We start from the raw sequence: 23,026 nt of genomic DNA on the forward strand, positions 1-23,026 counted from the left end.
TTTACTTCCTAATTATTTTTATTAACTCCCCAAGGATCACTTGGGTCATAAACTGGTTCATTATTTATTAGCGGTTTTTTTTCATAAACACGATGTTTACAAGCAATATCCACACGATCAATTAAACTATCGTTTATTACTGAAGGCTCTCCACTTACTGCCCCCTCTGGTAAGTTATGGTCACGAGGTTGCTTAGCTAAAATCTTAGCTTCTGGGTAAGGGTAAGCCTTAAATTCATAAAGATAAAACATCTCTACTTTCTCTCTCGCCCACTGATTATTTCTTAAAAATTTACAGGTTGATTTCATCCCCGTATGAAAATTAAATCTGTCAATGCATAAGGCTTCGCTTAATCCTGGCCATGTATAGTGATCAGATAGCTCAGTGAGTAACACTTCTAGCTTTAAACCAAAGAGTGGGTTGTTTTGTTTTTTCGCGGTCATGTAATACCTTATTGAGCTAAAAGTGTCGTGTCTGGCTGATAATTTAGTAAACTATTATGAATATTAATCCCTTGTAATTTAAGTTGATTAATACGTGCTAGGTATACTGCGCCAGTTAATAAATGTAAAGCTACATCAACAGCCCGACGTTGTTGGTAATCAGCTAAATAAGTATGCTTAACCCAACTATTAAAGGCGCCTAAACTTGGACCTGCCCAAATTTGGTAATCCATTTCCCGCCCTACTTCTCCAATGTTTGACCATCGCGAAGAAAGCCCTAAATACCAGCGAAATATTAATGCCATTTTACGTTTTGGATCATTTTTTGCTCTTGCTAACATCGCGGGATCGCGTTCATGAAAAAAGCTAATGGTGGTTTGCCAAACCTGATCGAGGTTTTGACGAAATATCTGCTTTTCTATTTTTTCGCGTTCAATACTTGGTATCGCTTCAATACTTGGATATTGGCTATACAGTTCATATAATTTGTTGGCACGCATCGCAAACATTGAACCACGCTTGACCACCTGCAGCTTAACGCCCATTTCAAACATATCAGCGGCAGGTGCCATAGTCACATCTGCCATCTCGATATTAGATAATAGCTTGCGGGTATGTTCAGAAGCTCCAGCTTCAACACAAGCTTGGTTTACCGAACCCAATACAACGTAAGCAGCTCCCATATTAAAAGCTGCTAATGCAGATTCTGGTGTTCCAATGCCACCACCAGCACCAACACGAAGTGGTACTGCATAATTATATTTGGCTTGCAATTGATCACGTTGTTTAATAATAGTAGGTAATAAAGTTAAAAATGGACGATTATCAGTATGGCCACCCGAGTCTGCTTCTGCAGTGATATCATCTGCCATCGGTACATTTAAGGCCAATTCTGCTTGTAAAGGCGTGATTTTACCTGCTGCTAGCAACTTATCTAAAAACTTCTGTGGCGGTGGTGACATAAAACGTTCAGCCACTTCCGTGCGTGACACTTTTGCAATGACTTTATTGTTAATGTTCACCGAACCATCTGGATTTTGTGATAAACCAGCTACACGATAATGCACGATATGCTGAGTTAGTGCCAAAAAAGCTGAAGCCTCAACGGTATTAACACCTAGTTTTAAGAATCGCTCTACTGCCCCCGATTCTAAAGCTTCTTCACTTGGTGCATGAATCAAGTTTACTGCAAATGGTCCATTTGGTAGCGCTTTTTGAATTCGCTTAATAGACTCTTCAATGACATCAGGCACCAATCCAGCAGCGCCAAATGAACACAACATACCTGCTTTGCCCAATGCAATAACTAGTTCTACAGACGCAATGCCGTTGGCCATTGCTCCGCCATGATAGGCATACTTAACACCGTGAGCTTGTTTAAATTGTTCGCTACCTAATTGTTCGGGTGTTAAGGCCTGTGCAAAACCAATTACCGCCTTATCCGACTGTTGATCCGATTCATCAGATAGATGGTGACAAACACCTACACCTTGATCTGTTTGCGCTAGATATAGTGGTTTATCAACTGCTAATAGTGCAGTTTTAATATTTTCTTGTTCATGCTTTAAGTTACTTTCAGCTACTGTCCAATTCCAATCTATGGTATTGGCATTAGCTTCAAGTAATGTGTTGTTAGTTGCTAGTGTCATAAATGTCTCTTTAAGCTTCGATAATACTCAGCACGATATCTTCAACTTGATAGATACGTAATCCGTCTTTAGATAAATTGGCATCACCAATAATTCGAACTTCAGATGTGTTACTAATAATTTCTTTGATATGAACATCTAAACTCATTTGTTTATTTAATGGCGTTATTTGACCTCTATACTTCCAAGCAACTTTTGTTTCAGGTGCGATAAAGCGTGGGTTATTAAATTGTTTGCCCAAATCATTCTGTAATGCATAACATTGTAACAGTTCAATAATCGCCTCTACACCTAGAGAGCCAGGCATCACAGGATCTTGATGGAAATGATAGCGGAAGAACCAATCACTCGCATCTATGGTACGTTGCCCGTAAACATAGGCTAATTGATGATCACCGCCCCCTTCCACTATAGTCACTTGGTCGACGAAATTGAGCTGTCCACCTGCTAGACGATAAGCAGGCTTGGCAGGATCTATCGTAAATAAACTTGAACGCTCGTTAGTTAGATCTAACTGAGTCAGTTGCGTTTTTGGCGTGTTGTTAGTAACAAACCAAGGTTCTGTAATTTTTCCATTATCAATACCCAATTGGTTAGTCAAAGAATCTGAACTAAAGTAACCAAATACTGCACCACCTCTATATATACATTGCCCTGCAACACTTAACTCAAAGCTAAAGCTTTGAATAATTGCTCCGCCCGCCATACTCGTCGATAGTAATACTGATTTATTCACAATGGTTTTACCGCGTAAATCAATACTATTTACTATCTCACCATGGCCATCTAGGTTACGAAAATATAAATCTTTTTCTGGATATTTTAATGTCGTTCCCATATAGGCAGAAATGAAGCCGTTAGGCTGTAATGCAATTTCCATTAGCAATGAATAAGGCATCCAATTTTCAGCGCTATTTTTAGTAAAATACCAAGCGTCTTCTGGTACAACATATTCTGCAACGCAACTTGATGGTGTTTTAAAGTCCATACGTTGGCCTACAACTTCCGTAACCTGCGTAACAACCTGTAAATCACCACAAGGAGTTCGTGGCGGTGTACGGCCTTGATACACAGAAAACTCAGGACCAAAACATTGACTAATATCACCCGTTGCAAACTCGAAAAGATGCCAAGGCGTAAAAGGTGCAGTATCTGGAACCCGGTTTTGTTGTGCGGCAAATGGTGCTGGGAAGTGTTTAATCGGCACCACCCCTTTATTCGTTGCTGCTGTAAAGTCTGACTCAACACGCATTAATGGGCGTTCAATATGCGCAAAAGGATTAATGCCTCGTTCATCCAAAACCACCTTACCACTGTGTGGCACCACAACATCGCTCAACTCTAAGTTTTGTTGTTGCACTGAGTATGGTAATTTCACTGGAAATGGGCTATTTTGATCTTGTTCTTTAATTTCGACACATAAGTTTTTGAAATCAACGACGACTTTACCATCCAATATAATATCAATATTAGCTTTAATAAATGGACGTGGTGTCATGCCTATTGCTGTCACTTCCATACGATATGTTAAAGTATTATGCTGCGGACGTACTTGTCCACGACAACGTACTGTTTGGGCTTCTCCAGGCATAGGTTGGAAACGTGCATTATTAACCTGACCATTCATACCTAACCACAACATGAAGAACATCGCCATTTGGCCACATCCTTCAGACATTAAAGATCCAGCCATTACTTGATCATCTTTAAAATGGCATGGGAAATACCAATGATCTGGAGCTAAGGTCTTTTGGCCTTCTAATAGGCCTAGTCCCCAATGCCCACCTTGAGGATCTATCTTGGTCACCCTTTCAATCATTAAGAATTTTTCAGAAGAGAATTTTAAAGATGGATTTCTCCCTTGTTGATCATAATTTTCACCAAAACATCCTGTGATATCACCGTCGACTAGTTTTAACATATCTTGATAATCATATTGTGTCTGGCTGTTGTTGATTAACGGGGTAAATTGACTTTTTTGAGCGTTATCTAATTGTACTTGATCTTGTGCAGTACTAATTACACCTTTACCGTCAGCCAATTCTTCATCGGTAAAGAATCCAGCACAACCATTGCGCATGATCAGTACTTTTTTATCACCAACATAACAATCGTAGTGAAAGAAAAATAACAGTTGCTCACCATTCTTAGCATAAGAATCAATATGAATTTCATAGCGAAGCGTTTCGCCGCCAAACGCCATCTCTTCTAAAAAGGTTAACTCACAATCTAACAGGCGGTAAACACGCTCACCTTTATTTTGAAAATCAATCCCAATGTAAGCAATAAGCATTAAATCACATTGCCCAGATTCAACTGCTACAGACCAAGGTATTTGCCCGTCAATCAAGAAAGGCGCATCCATTGGAATATCATACTCAGTGATCATTGACGATTTTTTATATTGATTTGTTGTTGCTTGTAAATCGGTAACCCGGCTCACCAACAAGTAATCAGTGGTTGGCAAACGTACACGTCTTGGGTAACTATCGATAATACGATACTCTTCACCAAATACATTACCAATATCGCCTTCAGCAAACTCAACTAGTTGCGCCGTATTGAAGATTACTTTATTCGGTTGGTTATATTGTTCAACTAATTGTAAAGGAGGATAGTCATAACCACTCTGCCCTTTAATATTGATTACACCCGGTATTCTTGAATGTGTCGAAAGTTTAGTCTTTGAATAATTAACATTTAAATTAGATTCATTAGTCGATTCGAGTTTTCTCGCGAAACTATCATTAGTTGATTCCGTTACTGAATCAGAACCTATCATTTCAGACTGTAATTTAATCAAACTAGCGATTTGTTTTTCCGCCATAAAACGATGGCGCAAAAAAGCTTGGTGAGTTTGATGTTGTTGACTGATATGACTTTTTACTTGAGTTTGAGTCATTTGCTCAGCGTGTTCAATCATGTTTTTTGACTTATGTTTCATTGGCATTTCTTGTGTTTTTTCCATTACAGTCCTGTTATGTAATGCAATCTCCGGCATTGACTGGTGCTGTCTAACCGGTGCAGCAGTAGCTGGTGTAAAATGTTTAATAAACTGTTGTTGAATACTTTTTATATCAGAGGTGTTCTTTAGCTCGTATATTGCATTAAAAATCGATTTTCCACCTAAAATCACTGTTTTCATTAAGCTTAATTTAGTTTTTATTTGTGGTAAGGCACTAATTTTTCTACAGGCTTGTTTATTAGACAAAATTAAATGAGCTACGCTCATATCCAACCCTAGACCATTCACTGCTACATACTTATTACTTTGGCTATCTGGTGTGTTCTCTTGATGATTATGTAGCGCGATAACACTAGATAATAGACTCGCCATCCCAGAGGCATTAAAGCAATGTCCAACATATTGTTTAGAAGAAACAAGATCTGCTTTAGGGTAAGCCTGTGCTAATGATTGAGCCTCATCTGCTAATTGTTTTGTATCACCTACAGCAAAAGTTTCAACATGGCACACATCATGTGCAGTGATCTTAGCTTGTTGTAGACTCGCATTAATTACTTGTTGTTGATTCGTTACATCAGAGTTATTAGCAAATAAACAAGCATCAATATCTGCATAGACTTGCTCTGGTTTAACTTGATGATTGGCTTTAACAACAAACGCGCCTGCACCTTCACCCACTAACCATTGTGATTGTTGGGCAGGGCTTTCAGCAACTTCCGCTTGTTCAGAAACAGGTAAAAACTGTTGGCGTAAACTGATATTTTCAAAACTACCAGCAAGATCTACACTTGCAATAATCACCGCTTCAAGGTCTGATGTTTTTAATAAATTATCTGCAATATCTACACATTTATACACTGAGTTTTCTTCACTAGACACGGTAAAAGCAGGCCCACTAAAATCCCATAGTGCCGAGATCCGGGATGCCATAATATTACCAATGAAACTCGTATATTGATTTAGTTGTGCTGGATCATTAATACTTTGCTTACTAATATTAATTAATTCTGTCTGTTGTTGTTCTGTTAGTTTAACTCCAAGCTGCTCAAGGCTGTCTTGAATTTGTGTTGCTAAATTAACTCGGCCACGGTATTGGTGAAGATCTAACTCCAAGCCCATAGCGACGAGCACAGCAACTTTTCCCCCTTCAACTAAACCTGCATCCCTTGCAGCATTATCAGCTACTTTCATCATTAATAGCTGTTGAGCAATTAAACTATCTTGTTCGTTTGGAGGAATTTTAAAACGCAAAAAATCAATATCGAACTGGCTAATATAATTACCTTTCGGTGCATTTTTAAGCCCTAAATGATTCAGTAGTGATGATTGCTTCTCAATACCTTGCCAACGTTGTTTAGGTAAAGTACTAAAGCATGTTTTTTTGGTGTTAATAGCTTCTTGATAAGCCAACATGCTGTCTACTTGACCAAAATGGCAATCTATCCCAACAATTGCAAGCTTTTCTACCGTGTTGATTTGCTGCGTATTTTCAATATATTCACTTCTACCTGCCTGTAGTACCAAATGCGCATTGCTCCCACCAAAGCCAAATACGCTAACACCTGCGGTTTTTTGATGACCCTTTTGAGGCCACTCGACTGCTTCCGTTGGAATTTGAGCGGCAGAAAAATAACCTTTTTGAGTACTAATCGCATTATCTACATTAATGGTGGCAGGAATAACCTCATTATTTAGTGCATAAATCGCTTTAGTCATTCCCGGCATGCCCGCAGCAGTTAACAAATGCCCTAGATTAGATTTTGCAGATCCAAGTAACGGTTTATGCTGGTACTCACTGAAATATTGTTCCATTGAACTGAGTTCAACTTTATCACCTTTAGGAGTACCGGTTGCATGGCATTCAATGTAATCAACTTGTCTGGGATCGATTTCAGCATTACGGTAAGCTTCTTGATATGCGAGCACTTGTCCTTTACTGTTAGGGCTTAAGACGAATTCTCCCTTGCCATCATTAGTCAATGCTCCGCCTTTAATCACAGCATGAATTTTATCTCCATCACGAATGGCATCACTGTGTCGCTTAAGCAGCATCATTCCCGCTCCTTGCGCAGCAAATAACCCTTGCGAATCCTTATCAAATGGCGCATGTCGGTTATTTTCAGGGAAAGCTTGGAAAATAGAAAAACCCATATTTACAAATAATGAATCGGCTGCCGATACCGCACCAGCTAGCATCATATCTGCCTTTCCTGTGTGTAAATAGTCACAGGCTAGTTTGACGCTATAACAAGACGATGCACAAGCAGCGTCTAACGCAAAGTATTGGCAACCTAAACCATTAACTTGCGCTAACAAAGCCGCTGGGTATCCAGCCACTAGTCCGTTTTCAGGAGTTACATTTTGTTGTGCTGCAAAAGTAGATAATTTAAACTTCGCGTGAATAGTTTCTTGTAACGCCAACTCAACGACTTGACGGTAAGATTCTAAAAACAGGTGATTTGAGCGCTTTGTTGGGAATGATAGATTCCCTAAAATTAAACCACACTGCTTTAACTGTTCACTTTGCCAATACCCTGCATCCTGCAATGCTCGTTTAGTAACGTAAAGAGACCATTGATGTAAATCATCCAATTGCATTAAATCACTAGCAGTAAAAGACGAATGATTGGCTGATAAATATTCTTGAGCATCGAATTCAAAGTCACGAACATAACCGCCATACAGACAATAATATTTATCATTATCACCTTTTTTACCCAAATATAGCTCAGGATTAACCCCTAACTCATGCTCAGTGATAGCCGTACGATTGTCTTGTTTTTGTAATAATTGTTGCCAAAACTCTTCTGGTGCACTTGAACCAGGAAAAAGATTCGCAATACCTACAACGGCAATGTTTTCCATAAATACTCTCTATGATACTAATACGGGTTCAGCAATTTTTTCAACGGAACGAACTAACGTTCCATTAAAAAAAGGCTGTAAATTCACGGGATAACCAAGACTGACTAATGCTGCGACAGTTTTGAGAATCGCAGTATAATCATCAAAATTTTTCTGATTCACTGACAAACAAGTTACGGCACGCTGATTATTCTTTAAAATTCTCTCAATCCAAGTACTTAATGATTTCCCAGCCCCCATTTCAATAAATACTCGCTCGCCAGTGGCATACATATTTTTAATTAAACGAGGAAAATCAACAAACTCAGTTAGACACTTACTGATGCTAACAGCTATCGCTTTTTCAGTAATAGGTACTGGTAAATAGCAAGAAGTAGAAAATAACTGACACGCTAACTTTTGCTGAACGGGCAATGAATACATTAATTGCATTCGCTGATATTCGGTCTGAGATAATTCACAATGAATAATGTTATTTACATTCAATGCAATCGCCCTAACCCCTAACTCCTCAGCTAGCGCTAAACACTGCTTTGGCTCGCCGGCAATCACTAAACTATCAGCAGTATTGCGAATGGTAATATAAACACGGGGGTAATCTGAAATAATAGCTTTAACCTGTACTAATCCAGCTTTGATATGGAATGATTCCCAATCATGTGAATTACCACCATTAGTTTCTCCCCAAGCTGTCTCAAGACGTTTTAAAGGACCTGCCAATTGATCATTAAAGATAGGACTATGACGTAATCTTTGGCTTAATAAATGCGGGTTTTCCCAGCAACCTAATGCAGCAAACATACTTACTTCGCCCATACTATACCCAGCAGCACTAGTGGCATTTAATGACAAACCGCATTGAAAAATATGAGTCAATAAGTAAGCATAACTGACACCAGCTTCAGCAATATTTGCCAAGTTATGCCTTAAGTTTTTTTGGTCTTGAAGTTGCTGTTCTCGATCAACACTAAGATGTCTTGGTGTGATCAATTGATCCTGCAAGCTCTGTGCTAGATCGGGGCTCATTTGGGTCAACGCATGATGCGAATGAGGAAACAAACGTAATAGATCTTTCCCCATATTTACATATAAAGCCCCCACTCCAGGATAAACAAAGCTGAGTGGCTTTTTAGGCTTTATTTCTTCAACTAACTGTCCACTAAAGTAACTGCCTCGTGGTGTTTTCCATACTTGGTTATTATTTAATGCTGCTGGTAAACCATTAACAGCTAATGTTATTTCTGCAGATAATTGTTCAAAACAATCGGCTAATAATACTAGACAATAATGACTTTTTTGATTGGATTGAAGGTTTAGATAATTATATTGACTAGCTTTATAATGCTTTTCACTAAAACCTTTGAAACTTTGTTCTTCTTGTAAAATTGACTGCTCACAGCAACGCAACATTTCAATGAAATGTTGTACTGAAGTCCCTTTGAATACAAATGGCTTCATCTGTTGTTGTGCTAAAAATCCATTATTATAACTTGGAGTAACTTGCTTATTGTTAATAATATCCAAGTTAGAAACCAATATTAATTGATGTGAACTTTTAGCTGCGAAACTTAATAATAACTGCCTAGTTTGATTCTGGCTTTGGGTTAAATAACTTGTTGATTCAGGCAATAAATAATAAGGAGAATTGCGCCACATTCCAGTTCTTGAACCTGTAGGCTCTGCCAATAATAATCTGCCTCGGCAACCTAAACGGTATTGTTGATCAACACATAACACACTGGAAATTAAGCTAAGCAACGCCATAAACTGCTCGTCTTGACTGTCATAGCAGTCGATACTGGTTAACAGTGTACGTTTATTTGAAGGGCTATGTTGCAGCTTTTTATCAGAGAATGCTAAATAGGTTTGTGCATGATCAATGGTCGATATCGACGATATAGCTTGATTAATAATAATTGATTCAAGTTGTTCAGGGTCTAAATCACTATGCACCATAAATTCTTCGAGATGCTGTTCAATTAAGTCTCTCTGGCTTGTTTTAGATGATTCATTGTTCGCCACACTTTGTGCATTAATATACCCATAACAATGGCATTGGCTTAATGGTGAATTAATATCTTTTAGCGTAACTTGCGGAGTGACCAAAATCGCTGCACAAGCGTTGAAGCAACTATAATCAAGACTAACTATTAGCGTTGGCTTAGCTTGCTCAATGTCTCCACAGACACAATCACTTAAGGCATCACTTAGTGACTCATAGTTATTAGTGGCAGAAAATAACTCTGCAAACGGCTGAATATCAGAGTTAATTTTAGTGCCACAAATAGCCAACTTAACCTGCGAACGGCTAAGGTGATTATTACTCAATAATTTATTGGTTAATAAATTAAGAGCAGAGATCATCTTATTGAGACAGGTTTTGGTTCGAGCCTCAATCTTCAAGCCTTGATATAAATGGTAATCAAAAGCATCAATAGCAATATTTTCATTACTAGTTGAATCAATATTTACCTCAATTCCCAACACCGCTATCATGATTAAGCGCTGGCCTTAAATAATTCAGATAAACTTGGGCTACAAGTTACTTCCGCAGCATTTATTTGACTAATCACTTTATTATCTTGATCAATTAAGAGTAAATCACCAAATACACTTTGCCCTTGGTGTTTGGTTACGGTTAGTTTGATAAAGAAGTGCTCACCTAATTTAACTTCACGGAATACATCCCAGCTACCAGTACTTGTAGGCAAACTGCCAATGCCTAACTGTTTACTAGTCCATACTAACAATGCTTGGTAGACCAAATCATTAGCAACAACATTCGTTTCAGTTAAATCGAACTCATCATTATCTTGGTTTGCAGCAACTTTAATCGCACATTCAAGTAATAAACCCGTTTCATCTAATTGATGGATATGTTGAATACCCTGCAGACTTTGACCATGAAATAAACTACCGTCAGCATACAATTCAGATGCTTGCTGAGACTGCTTTTTAACTAATTCAGGCAATGCAGTATGGTGTTCTTTCAACGTTGGTAAACCAGATAAAGGTTTAATCAAAGTCACTACGCCTTGATAATGGTAAACTAATTTGCCTTGCTCAGACTTACTGCTTACCAACACCTCGATATTTAATTGCGTTTCAGATTGTTCTACTAGTTTCGTGTCCAGTGTAAATTGTTCCGCATGTGCCCCATCAAATACAACTCCTTTGAATAATTTAAAGCCTTTTATTCCACGGTATTGGTAATCAGGGTATTGTTGCTCGCAGGCAGATTTAAGCCACTCCATCGCACATACTGTTGGTAAAACAGGTTGGCCATCGATTTGGTGGTCGGATAAAAGTCTATTTTCTTGATGGTTAAATACTTTAATAATTTGACCGTCTACTTTTATTGATTCAGGCTCTTTATCTGAACCAGACATATCAGTACCCACTACAATCTGTACGCAGCGGTTATCTGATGCTGCCAGTTCGCGAGCTAACAGTTTAGCACCCGATTCAATGGGAATGATGTACACACCACGTTGGTCAAACATGCGTTTTAACTCTGCTGTAACCATACCGCCGTCCCAAGGTCCCCAGTTAAAACTCAATACTTGTGTTGCAGGGTATAAAGCTTTAAAACGGTAAGCTGTTTTATTCAAGATCTCATTAGCAATTGCATAGTCAGATTGTGCTGGATTACCATAGAAACCAGCCGCCGAAGAAAATAGCGCAAGATGCGTTAACTTATCCAATTCACAACAGGACAATAAAGCCGCTAACCCATCAATTTTAGTACTATAAACCTGTTCGAACTCACTTAATGTCTTATCTTCAATTAATTTATCGGCCAACACACCTGCGCCATGAATAACGCCAGTAACATTACCCCATAAATCGATAATTGGAGCAACTGCTGCCTGTAAGGCCTGCTTATCACATACATCTGCTGCAACATATTCAGCAACACCACCAGCTAATGTAATAGCCTGTAAAGTTTGTTTAATTTCTCGATTAGCTAAAACAGTATTTATTAGCTGCTTCACTGATTTTGGATTAGGTTTTTCACCGTTATTTAGCAAGTATTGCATTGCCGCTTTCTTCAATTCAATATCACTGTCTATGCCCAATGACCAAGATGCTTCAACAGCTTGGTATTGCGAACGGCCCAATAAGATAAATTTACATTGATGTTGTTTAGCAAGTTCGACTATACAATGTGCAGTTACCCCTTTAGCACCACCACTCACTAAGAATACACACTCTTGATTAATCGTCTGACCTGCAGTTAATTGATAACTATCTGTACTCTGTGCAACTAAAGTCAATCGCCCGTCACTGTTATAACCAACCTCTGTTGGCAAAAGATCTTTGTCATTCAACTCAGACAGGATTATTTTCGCAACTTTGTTCGTTGTAAATTTATAAGGTAGATCAAGGATTCGGCAAAAAACATTATCCCACTCATGCGCTAAGGTTTTAACTAGCCCAGATAACCCCCCCTGAACTAAATCAGCTTTGCTTTCTAAATTGTTTGTTGCAAAGTCACCACCTTGTCGTGTCACCACTAAAAAAGATGAACGGACTTCATTATTTATTTGATTCAGTTTACATAACTTAGCCAACAAGAATGCTAATTGCAGCCCTTGTTTAGCTTGTACATCAAAATCAATACCAGGAGCATTAGTTTTAGGGTGCAAATAGATAACCGATTGCCATTGTTGAGCAGACATAACCTCAACAATTAACGATTCATCGAGGGATGCTAAATCAACAAGTTGAATCTGCTGCTCAAACTGTTTAGTTAACTTCACCTTAATCCAGTGAGGAGTTAACACTGTCACCTTCCAACCCAACTTTGCTAATTCATTGGCAGTTAAAACACAACTATCAAGCCCATCATTAACCAACAATAGTTTTTTACTACCATTGGTTTGATTTAATGCACTTGAATCAAAATATTCAAGTGCAGCAAGCTTTTTTGTTACCACCGTTGCACTAGGTGCAGGCTCAAAGTTTTCAGTTAATGGCGCATATGATTCAGAGCTTAATGCATTAACGGATATCACAGATGTATTATCAGATTGTACAGAGTGCATATAACTAACAATTTCAGCTAGTGTAGACATTTGTGCTAACTGTTCTGCATCTAACTCTGGAAGTGCTGTTATTTGATCTTGTACGCCACCTAAAATTTCTACTCGTTTAATAGAGTCGATACCCAAGTCCGCTTCCATATTCATATCTAGTTCAAGCATCTCAATTGGATAGCCTGTTTTTTCTGCTACAACTGACAGCATAGTTTTTTCTATATGGGCTAAATCGATACTTTGCGCAGAGTCTTCGGCAGATACTCTATCTACAGTAATGCTATCTTCATTAGCCTTTGTAATAACACCATTTCCTCGCATCACTGAGTTCATATACAAGACGATCTCTTCAAGCGTGCGCATCTGCGCTAGTTGTTCTGCATCTAACTCCGGTAAGTCAGTAACTTTATCTTGTACTGCACCTAATATTTCAACACGTTTAATTGAATCGATACCTAAATCCGCTTCCATATCCATGCTTAACTCAAGCATTTCAGTTGGATAACCGGTTTTATCAGCTACAACCGCTAACATAGTTTGTTCAATAAACTTTGTGTCAATATTAGTGGTATTTACTGCTACTATACTTACTTGGTCAGTTAAGGTACTGCCCATTACCGAGTTCATATACACCACTATTTCTTCAAGCGTGCGCATCTGCGCTAGTTGTTCTGCGTCTAATTCCGGTAAATCAGTAATTTGGTCTTGTACTGCGCCTAATATTTCAACACGTTTAATAGAATCAATCCCTAAGTCCGCTTCCATATCCATGCTTAACTCAAGCATTTCAGCTGGGTAGCCAGTTTTATCCGCTACAACCGCTAACATAGTTTGTTCAATAAGCTTTGTGTCAGTACTAATGGTATTTACTACCGGTGTGTTTACTTGTTCAGTTAAAGTGCTACCCATTACCGAGTTCATATACACGACTATTTCTTCAAGTGTGCGCATTTGCGCTAGTTGCTCTGCATCTAATTCTGGTAAGTCAGTAACTTGGTCTTGCACTGCGCCTAATATCTCAACACGTTTAATTGAATCGATACCTAAATCCGCTTCCATATCCATGCTCAGTTCAAGCATCTCGGTTGGGTAGCCGGTTTTATCAGCTACAACTGATAACATGGTTTGTTCAATAAGTTTTGTGTCAATGTTAATAGAAACAGAACTTACTTCGCTGTTATTGACTGCTATGTTTGAAGAGGTATTTGATGCTTCACTCATCACTGAGCTCATATAAATAACAATCTCTTCAAGCGTGCGCATTTGCGCTAGTTGCTCTGCATCTAATTCTGGTAAGTCAGTAACTTGGTCTTGCACTGCGCCTAATATCTCAACACGTTTAATTGAATCGATACCTAAATCCGCTTCCATATCCATGCTCAGTTCAAGCATCTCGGTTGGGTAGCCGGTTTTATCAGCTACAACTGATAACATGGTTTGTTCAATAAGTTTTGTGTCAATGTTAATAGAAACAGAACTTACTTCGCTGTTATTGACTGCTATGTTTGAAGAGGTATTTGATGCTTCACTCATCACTGAGCTCATATAAATAACAATCTCTTCAAGCGTGCGCATTTGAGCTAGTTGCTCAGCATCTAATTCTGGTAAGTCAGTAATTTGGTCTTGTACTGCGCCTAAAATCTCAACACGTTTAATTGAATCGATACCTAAGTCAGCTTCCATATCCATGCTTAACTCAAGCATTTCAGTTGGATAACCGGTTTTATCTGCAACCACTGCGAGCATAGTATCTGCTATTGCTTGATTATCACGATTGCCATTAAGTGACACCACTTCGTTGGTAAATATGCTTTTTTGCACTTTATTAACCGGTTTAACTTGCGCAGCTTGAACTACATTATGTGTTGCTTGCAGTTGCTCCTGCAGGTTTAAATCAGTTACTAAGGGTTTAACGTCACTTTGCTGTGGCACAGTTTTTTGATCTTCAGTAGCAGATGCCATTTTTTGAGTGTTTACTATTTTAGTATCAGACACATTACTCAGCATCTGCTGCATATTTTCCGTCTGATTATTTAAGTAAGTCTCATGTACTCTTAAAGTTTCTGTTTGAAAATCATGATACATACTTAAGGTTTTATCCAAACCTTCAGGTAATTCCTGTTGACCAGCTTGCGCAGTTAAAACGGACTTGAAAGTATCCGCATATTGGTTTGGCCCTTCTAAATATGCTTGGTGTACCGACAATAACTGTGATTGATGCTCAATTAACTGCTTAACACTATCTTGAATATTATTAACCGATACTTGTGCATTTACTGTCTTCACAGGTTCTGTTACCACAGCGGATTGATCAGCCAAAGGTTTACCATTACTGTCGACGTAAACAATTTTTTCAACGACTTTTTCTACTACCTTTTCAACAACAACTTCTTTTATTACTTCTTTAATGTCAGTGATAGGTTGTTGATTGTTACTTATCTTCCAATCATCTGTTAATGCATCTTGGAAAGCTTGTTGCGTTTTAGGGCTCACATAGGCAGCGCCAGATAACTTCATTGCTAAAGGCGATTTTTTAGGGGCAACGGTTGGGCGATTTACAGCAGAATAAGGGTCAATATTGTCAAGCTCTAACCCTAAAACAGCTAATTGCACTGCTGCTAAGCGTAATTGCATATCAGCATCTTGTTTGGCATTGCCATTAGTTGCGATGCTTACCACATCTGATTTATCTTGCAGAATATTATTCACTAAACCAGTTAATACATTTTTAGGGCCGAATTCTACAAAGATTCGACCACCTGCATTGTATAAATTTTCGATCTCTTTACTAAATTGTACTGATTCAAGAATATGCCCTTTAAGTGCAGATTTAATTTTCTTAGGATCTTTGCTATGAGCTTCACCAGTACCATTAGCAAAAACGCTAACATCCGGTTTTAAGAAATTAATTTGATCAATTACTGCAGCAAATGGTTGCTGCGCGTGCTCTACTAATGGAGTATGGAATGCAGCTGAAACGGGTAGTTCAATTACTTTTAGTTGTAAATTATTAAGTTTTACTGTTGCTTCAGCAATCGCTGTTTTATTACCTGCAATAACGGCTTGATTATGCGCATTGTAATTAGCAATGCTGACTCCATCAATTTCAGATATTACATTCTCTACTAATGCAACTTCACCAATGACTGCCGCCATTGTTCCTGCATCGAAATCAGCCCCATCGGGCGTAGACATTGCTTGGCCTCGAGCAATAGCAAGGCGCATATAATCTTGTTCAGAATAAACACCTGCAGCCCACAAAGCGGTTAATTCTCCGAAGCTATGACCTGCAGTAAAATCAGCTTTAAAACCAGCTTGTTTGAAGGTGTTAAATAATCCAACAGACAGACTACCTATTGCAGGTTGCGCGTACTCCGTCGAACGTAAAGTCTGCTCTTGTTGATCTTTTTTCTCTGCATCGAATACTGGAATAGGATAAAGCACATCACTGACATTACCTGATGCAGTTAAAGCAAACTGTTTGTCCATGGCAACTTGACTAGCCATCATAGTTGGGAAATGACAAACTAATTCTCGTCCCATATTAACGTACTGGGATCCTTGACCTGAAAATAGAGCAACTACTTTTCCTTTGCCGTCAATAGCTTGCTCTTGATAATAAATACCGGTTGGCATTGACCACTGCTTAGACGATTCGGCTTTTAATTTGTCAATCGCTTGTGTTAATAGCTGTTGTGCATGGGCAATATCATTAGCTACAAAACCACAACGCGCATGATCGGCTGATATTTTACGCACCGGAAAATCGATAATAAACTGATTATAAGCATAAGGCTGATTATCTTGGTCAACATTTAAAGCATTTTTCTGAGTCGTTAATAGCTCAATCAATTGTGCTTTATTATCAGCGGCAATTAAAAACGATTGAGCAACCTCATTCAATCGATAAGGTTGTTCATGTTGTTGTGAGTATTCTTCTAATACCAAATGGAAGTTAGTACCACCGAATCCAAAAGAACTGATCCCAGCTTGACGTTTAACACCGTCAGTACGCTGCATCCAAGGGCGAGTCTCAGTATTGATATACAATGGGGTATTTTCAATATTTAGATTTTTATTGGGTAGATCTACATTGATCGTTGGTGGCAAGACTTTGTGGTGTAGCGCTAACGCAGCTTTGATTAAACCAGCAGTACCCGCAGCTGCTTTAGTATGACCTACTTGGGATTTAACAGATCCTAACGCGACATGTTGCTTTTGTTCATTGTTTTCACTAAACAGTAGCTCTAAGCCTCTAAACTCCGCAGCATCACCCGCTTTAGTGCCAGTACCATGAGCTTCTATTAAGCCACATGTTTTCGGGTCAAAACCTGCGTCTTGATAGGCACGTTTTAATGCTTTTAATTGTCCTTCTGGGCGAGGAGCATAAATAGATTTAAATTTGCCATCTGAAGAGCTACCGATACCTTTAATAACTGAATAAATTCGGTCGCCATCGCGTTCAGCATCTTCCAAACGCTTAAGCGCAATCATCCCAACACCTTCACCAATCATCATACCATTTGATTTATCATCAAATGGACGTATACAGTCACCGTCGGTAAATGCTGGTGTTTTTGAGAATGACATGTACATAAACGGTGAGTTATCACAACAAATACCACCTGATAACATCATATCCGAGCGATATTCTAACAGATCCGATACAGCCATTTTAATAGCCGCTAAAGAGCCTGCACAAGCAGCATCAACGACACAGTTGGTGCCGCCAAGATTGAATCGATTAGCAATACGACCTGCAATTACATTACCTAACATGCCTGGAAAGGAATTCTCTTCCCATGGAATGTAGGCTTTTTTGAATTTATCTACGATCACATTAGTATCAGCATCACTCACACCCGATGCTTTTAGTACTTTTTCTAATACAGGGCCTTGCAAACGAGACATTAGTTGTCCGCCCTGCTTCTGACCGCCACCAACACCTAAAATGATACCCATTTTATCGCGGTCTATATTGCCTTCTACACTTAAACCCGCATCAGCAATCACATCTCTTGCCGTCACTAATGCCATTAATTGTGTAATATCAGTTAGCTCTAATAAATTTGGTGGAAGACCAAACTCCATCGGATCAAAATCAATTTCAGGTAAAAAACCACCACGCTTGCAATAGCTTTTATCTGCTTCTTTTTTGTCTGCAGAATAATAATCATCAATTGCCCAACGGTCCTCTGGTACATCTTGAATGCCATTCACAGAATTAACTATGGTTTCCCAAAACTGTCCTAGATTTTTACTTTCAGCAAAAACCGAAGCCATACCAACAATTGCTATTGGCGTTTCTTGTAAGCGAGAGTTAATACGCTTATCTGCCGCTATGTTGGTGTTTTGTTTTTTTGACATTATGTTCTCCAATGGCATTACTATTTGTTTACTAGTGTTTAGACTTCACTTAGCAAACGAAATCGGCTCAAAAATTCGTTATAATTTGCCGCTAATAAGCGACGAATATGAAATGGTGCATGCTTTAACACGTAGCGCATATAACGTCGTGCAGCATCAGCTTCATCGTCTTGATATAGATCGACATAAACCCACTGACTATCTGGGTCATGAGCGATCAATAAACGATGTTGATTAGTTGTTTTTTTATCTAAAACAGGCAAAGTTGTCACGCTGACTTGTACTACATCTGAGCAAGTTAAGGAGCGCGCTTTAGCACTACGTGCATGATCAGCTAATTCACTAGTGTTGTTTTTCTCTGCGGCTTCAATACGTAGTTGATTGAGTACTTCGCTCATTGCTTCAGGGCTCACTACTGACTTAAGTACTTGATCCGAGCTATTGTCTTTAATGGCAACAGTAACTTGCTGCTCTAATTTAATTAACTCACCAGCAGGATCAATGTCTGCCAGTTTAGACACACCATGGCGTTTTAAGCAGCGCTGTAGACCAGCTCTCGAGGTATTTTCATTAATAAACTGTCGACAAACCACTAACAGTTCATCTAAAGAAAGCATTAATCGAGTACGTAACTGAACAACTACATATTGTTGTTGAAGTGAAAGCGTTGTTTTAAAATGTTTTGGCACGTGAGAAGCATCTTCAACGGTTTCCCGTTTGCGCCATTTGCGCACGGTAGATTCAGAAATTTTTAATAGACGAGCAAGTACCGCAGTCGGCAGCTCTGAGTCATGGATAAAAGCTCTTATTTCTGGGGTCGTTGTTGCGTTTTTATGCTGCTTAGCGCTCAATATGATGAATTCACTTAAATTTAAAATTAAGCTTAATATACACAGGTATCACACCCTATACAATCAACCGATACTTAATATTTAATGAATTGCAATAACACGCTAAAATATATTGGCTTATTAATAAGGAAGTCTTGAAGATTCAATGCAGAAAGCCCTTAATTACAATTTGAAATATTAAGCAATTAAGAGCAAATTAACAGGCGGTAAATAGTTTTATTTAACTTAATTTACGTGCTTTAGACGTTTTAACATGAGTAAAGTATAGCGGTAAACCTACTAATAATAACCCACCAGCTAGATTACCTAATACTGTTGGGATTTCATTCCATAACAGGTAATCATAAACAGTAAAATCACCGCCCATGATCATTGAAAATGGAAATAAAAACATATTCACGATTGAATGCTCAAAACCCATGTAAAAGAATAACATTACTGGCATCCACATCGCAGCCATTTTACTGCCAGCTGAAGTTGAAATTAATGCACCAACTACACCCATTGAGACCATCCAGTTACATAGCATTCCGCGAATAAAAATAGTAAACCATCCACCAATGCCATGCTCTTGATAACCTAGCGTTCTTGATTCGCCAATTGTACTCACTTTAGCTGCAATAACCCCACCATCTGCAGAATAACCGTAAGTGAGTATAAAGGACATCATGAATGCTGTTGTCATTGCTCCCGCAAAATTACCAATAAATACTAAGCCCCAGTTACGCATAACACTTGAAAAAGTAACTCCGGCACGTTTATCTAATAATGCCAATGGCACTAAAGTAAACACACCAGTTAACAAGTCAAATTTCATTAAATAAAGCATAATGAAGCCCACCGGAAACAGACAAGCACCTAATATTGGACTTCCTGTTTTAGTAGCAACTGTAATTGCAAAGACAGCTGCCAATCCTAAAATGGCACCCGCCATAAAAGCACGTATTAAGGTGTCCTTAGTCGACATATAAACTTTGGATTCCCCAGTATCGACCATTTTGGTTACAAACTCTGCGGGTTCTAAATAAGACATAGCTTTTCTCACTTTTATTCTGGTAAGTATTTAATATGCTAAATAACTTACGGGTTAATGTAACTTCCTGTTGGCAAACATCCTTTTAAAGAGCAATTACGTCTTTACAGTAACTCTCAATATCGGTCGCCCTTTTACTAAAAATGTATTAATTCGAAACTATCACCTACTTCAATAGACAACCTACCATGCGTTATAAGGTAAAAACTTACCATTCATCGTCACTACTACGCGGTCACCTTTTGGGTTCTCCTCTTTATCAACAGACATTGTAAAGTCGATAGCACTCATAATACCGTCACCAAACTTCTCTTGGATAACCTCTTTCAATGTATCGCCATACACACCAACGACTTCATAAAAACGATAAACAAGAGGATCTTGAGGAACCGACTTATCCCACTCTTTAGTAGGGTTCTCTAATAGGCTAAACTTTGTTTCTGCTGGTAGCCCTAAGTATTCAATCAGTTTGTCAGCTGTAGAATCTGTAAAACTGTTCATACCTAGACAAGCAGAAGTAGTCCAGACAGTTGACATACCAATAGCATTTGCAATCGTCTCCCAAGTTAACTGCTTGTCTTTTTTGATCGCGAAAATAGCTTCAGTAACTTCTATTTTTTTTAACATTTTATTTCCTTACCTGAATGATAATGACACTAAACAGAGAACATTTTGCTCTGGATTGGTGCAACGAGAAAAATGCCTAATAACTTATCTCGTAACTTCTTAAATCAATATCGATATAGCATTTACTATGCCATTTCACGATAACCCCATAAACCACTGTTTTCATTAATTTTTAAGAAGATCCTCTAAATAAAAATAATCACGAAATATCGTGCAAAACGAATTATCGCGGTTACCACAACTAAATTTCGTTGAAATGGTTCAAACCTTGCAGTGTAAAACGATTAATTATCAAAATATTTATGCACCTATTCATTTGGAAATGGAGAAAACGATGTTGGAGCAACTCTTTTTAAATGCCCCTACGGCTATGCTATTAATTAACCCGATTAGCAATCGAATATTGATAGCTAATAATCAAGCAGAAGCATTATTCAATTTAGATAGAAGAGCATTAAACCAATACTCGGTGACTCAATTCTTTCCAGACTGCCTTAATAAACTGCATAGCTTCACCCAGCAAGTATTAACTAAAGGTACAGCTTGGTCGAGCGAGCTGAGCATACAAACGGTTAATAAAAACGTGAGTATTGGTATTAATGCCTCTCAATTCGCTAATAATATTTTATTAAGCTGTGAAGATGGCAGTGTGACTTTTGAACGTCACTTTAAATCACGAATAGAATCCAATTACCGATTGGGCTTATCGCAATGGGACACTGATGAAACAGTATTTCAACAAATAGAACGCCAAAACCAATTACTCCTAACAGCCGTTGGTGATGGCATTTATGGTGTTGACTGCGACGGTAAAACCACTTTTGTTAATAAAGCAGCTGAAGAGATTATTGGCTGGAAAAAAGAACAGTTAATGGGGAAAAAAATTCACGATATTATCCATCATACGCATATTAATGGTAGTCACTACCACGTGCATAACTGCCCCATATATGCAGCCTTTAATGACGGTGCTATTCACAGCGTTGATAATGAAGTTTTTTGGTCTCAACAAGGTAAACCTATTCCTGTGGAATATACCAGTACCCCTCTAAGGGAGAATGGCGAATTAATCGGTGCGGTTGTTATCTTTCGAGATATTACAGAGCGTAAACGCACACAAGATAAATTACTGAATGCGTTAAAAGAGGTTGATGCACTTAAACATCGATTAGAAATGGAAAATGCGTATCTACAAGAAGAGATTAATGCAGACTTTAATCATCAATACTTAATTGGAAACAGTCATAAAATTAAACATATGATGAATCAAATAGAACTCGTTGCACCAACAGATGCGAATGTGTTGATCATAGGTGAGTCAGGTACAGGTAAAGAATTAATTGCAAGAGCTATCCACGAAGCCAGTAAACGTAACGTTAGACCGTTGATACGTGTTAACTGTGCAGCGATACCGGCAGAACTCTTTGAAAGTGAATTTTTTGGGCATGTAAAAGGAGCATTTTCAGGTGCTCTTTCAGATCGTGTAGGTCGTTTTGAATTAGCAGACGGAGCAACTATTTTTCTCGATGAAGTCGGCGAAATACCATTACAATTACAAAGTAAATTACTAAGGGTCTTGCAAGAGCAACAATTCGAACGTGTAGGAGAATCAATCACACGTAACGTCAACGTCAGGGTGATTGCTGCAACCAACCAAGACCTAACCAAACTGGTTACAAACAATAAATTTAGAGAAGATCTATATTTTAGGTTAAATGTATTTCCTATTAATTCACCTCCGCTTAGAGAGCGTATTGATGATTTACCTTTATTAGTAAAACACTTTATCGATAAAGTGTGTGTTAGGTTAAATCAGCCCTCCCCACAAGTTTCAATAGCGCAGATGCAACATTTGATTAGCTATAGTTGGCCAGGGAATATTCGGGAGTTAGAGAATATCATTGAGCGGCAAGTAATATTGTCTAAAAGTAACAAACTAAACTTCGAGTTTATGAATAAAGACAAAGCAATCAATATAAAAAATCAATCATACACACAACACAGCAAGGTTCTTAATGCACAGCAACATAAACAATTAGAAAGAGATAATTTAATCCAAGCATTAAAAGACTGTAGAGGTAAGATTTATGGTGCAGGAGGAGCGGCTGAATTACTTGGTTTAAAGCCAACCACATTAAGCTCAAAATTAAAAAAATATACAATTAAACGGCACGATTTTATTTAGAC

9 protein-coding genes are annotated in these 23,026 nt (G+C 38.3%); 1 reads left to right on the top strand and 8 read right to left on the bottom strand.

The features are described from left to right. Positions 1 to 8 precede the first annotated feature (8 nt). From V5290_RS03485 to cynS, 8 genes are all read right to left on the bottom strand, one after another. Positions 9 to 443: a VF530 family protein gene (locus tag V5290_RS03485; protein WP_333381942.1), complete on the bottom strand. Its 435-nt coding sequence runs from the start codon at positions 441 to 443 to the stop codon at positions 9 to 11. A gap of 8 nt (positions 444 to 451) precedes the next feature. Continuing rightward, a complete protein-coding gene (locus tag V5290_RS03490) occupies positions 452 to 2,092 on the bottom strand; it encodes a PfaD family polyunsaturated fatty acid/polyketide biosynthesis protein (RefSeq protein WP_333381944.1) in 1,641 nt (546 codons plus the stop codon). 10 nt (positions 2,093 to 2,102) lie between these two features. Continuing rightward, a complete protein-coding gene (locus V5290_RS03495; protein ID WP_333381946.1) occupies positions 2,103 to 7,922 on the bottom strand; it encodes a beta-ketoacyl synthase N-terminal-like domain-containing protein in 5,820 nt (1,939 codons plus the stop codon). Positions 7,923 to 7,931: 9 nt separating this feature from the next. After that, on the bottom strand, positions 7,932 to 10,418 hold the full coding sequence (locus V5290_RS03500; RefSeq protein WP_333381947.1) for a PfaB family protein: 2,487 nt from the start codon (positions 10,416 to 10,418) through the stop codon (positions 7,932 to 7,934). Positions 10,419 to 10,420: 2 nt separating this feature from the next. Continuing rightward, positions 10,421 to 18,328 carry an SDR family oxidoreductase gene (locus tag V5290_RS03505; RefSeq protein WP_333381949.1) on the bottom strand — a complete coding sequence of 2,636 codons (7,908 nt, stop codon included), beginning with the start codon at positions 18,326 to 18,328 and terminating at the stop codon, positions 10,421 to 10,423. Between the two features lie 38 nt (positions 18,329 to 18,366). Continuing rightward, positions 18,367 to 19,179 carry a helix-turn-helix domain-containing protein gene (locus tag V5290_RS03510; protein WP_333381951.1) on the bottom strand — a complete coding sequence of 271 codons (813 nt, stop codon included), beginning with the start codon at positions 19,177 to 19,179 and terminating at the stop codon, positions 18,367 to 18,369. A 220-nt stretch (positions 19,180 to 19,399) separates the two neighbouring features. Next, complete coding sequence (locus V5290_RS03515; protein WP_333381953.1) at positions 19,400 to 20,212, bottom strand: formate/nitrite transporter family protein; 813 nt, start codon at positions 20,210 to 20,212, stop codon at positions 19,400 to 19,402. A gap of 183 nt (positions 20,213 to 20,395) precedes the next feature. Then, the gene (gene cynS / locus V5290_RS03520) at positions 20,396 to 20,839 is read right to left on the bottom strand and encodes a cyanase (RefSeq protein WP_333381955.1); all 444 of its coding nucleotides are present in this window, start codon (positions 20,837 to 20,839) and stop codon (positions 20,396 to 20,398) included. Positions 20,840 to 21,050: 211 nt separating this feature from the next. Here cynS and V5290_RS03525 point away from each other — a divergent pair, with 211 nt between their 5' ends. Next, positions 21,051 to 23,024 (top strand): sigma 54-interacting transcriptional regulator, encoded by a 1,974-nt coding sequence (locus V5290_RS03525; RefSeq protein ID WP_333381957.1) that lies wholly within the window; start codon positions 21,051 to 21,053, stop codon positions 23,022 to 23,024. Positions 23,025 to 23,026: the final 2 nt, after the last annotated feature.

This window comes from Psychromonas arctica, assembly GCF_036697365.1.
In the GTDB taxonomy this organism is placed as follows: Bacteria; Pseudomonadota; Gammaproteobacteria; order Enterobacterales; family Psychromonadaceae; genus Psychromonas; species Psychromonas arctica_A.

What these genes read in the sequence shown, in the direction of transcription:
- V5290_RS03485 (WP_333381942.1), bottom strand. Translation starts at nt 443, where the DNA reads ATGACCGCGAAAAAACAAAACAACCCACTCTTTGGTTTAAAGCTAGAA.
- V5290_RS03490 (WP_333381944.1), bottom strand. Translation starts at nt 2,092, where the DNA reads ATGACACTAGCAACTAACAACACATTACTTGAAGCTAATGCCAATACC.
- V5290_RS03495 (WP_333381946.1), bottom strand. Translation starts at nt 7,922, where the DNA reads ATGGAAAACATTGCCGTTGTAGGTATTGCGAATCTTTTTCCTGGTTCA.
- V5290_RS03500 (WP_333381947.1), bottom strand. Translation starts at nt 10,418, where the DNA reads ATGATAGCGGTGTTGGGAATTGAGGTAAATATTGATTCAACTAGTAAT.
- V5290_RS03505 (WP_333381949.1), bottom strand. Translation starts at nt 18,328, where the DNA reads ATGTCAAAAAAACAAAACACCAACATAGCGGCAGATAAGCGTATTAAC.
- V5290_RS03515 (WP_333381953.1), bottom strand. Translation starts at nt 20,212, where the DNA reads ATGTCTTATTTAGAACCCGCAGAGTTTGTAACCAAAATGGTCGATACT.
- cynS (WP_333381955.1), bottom strand. Translation starts at nt 20,839, where the DNA reads ATGTTAAAAAAAATAGAAGTTACTGAAGCTATTTTCGCGATCAAAAAA.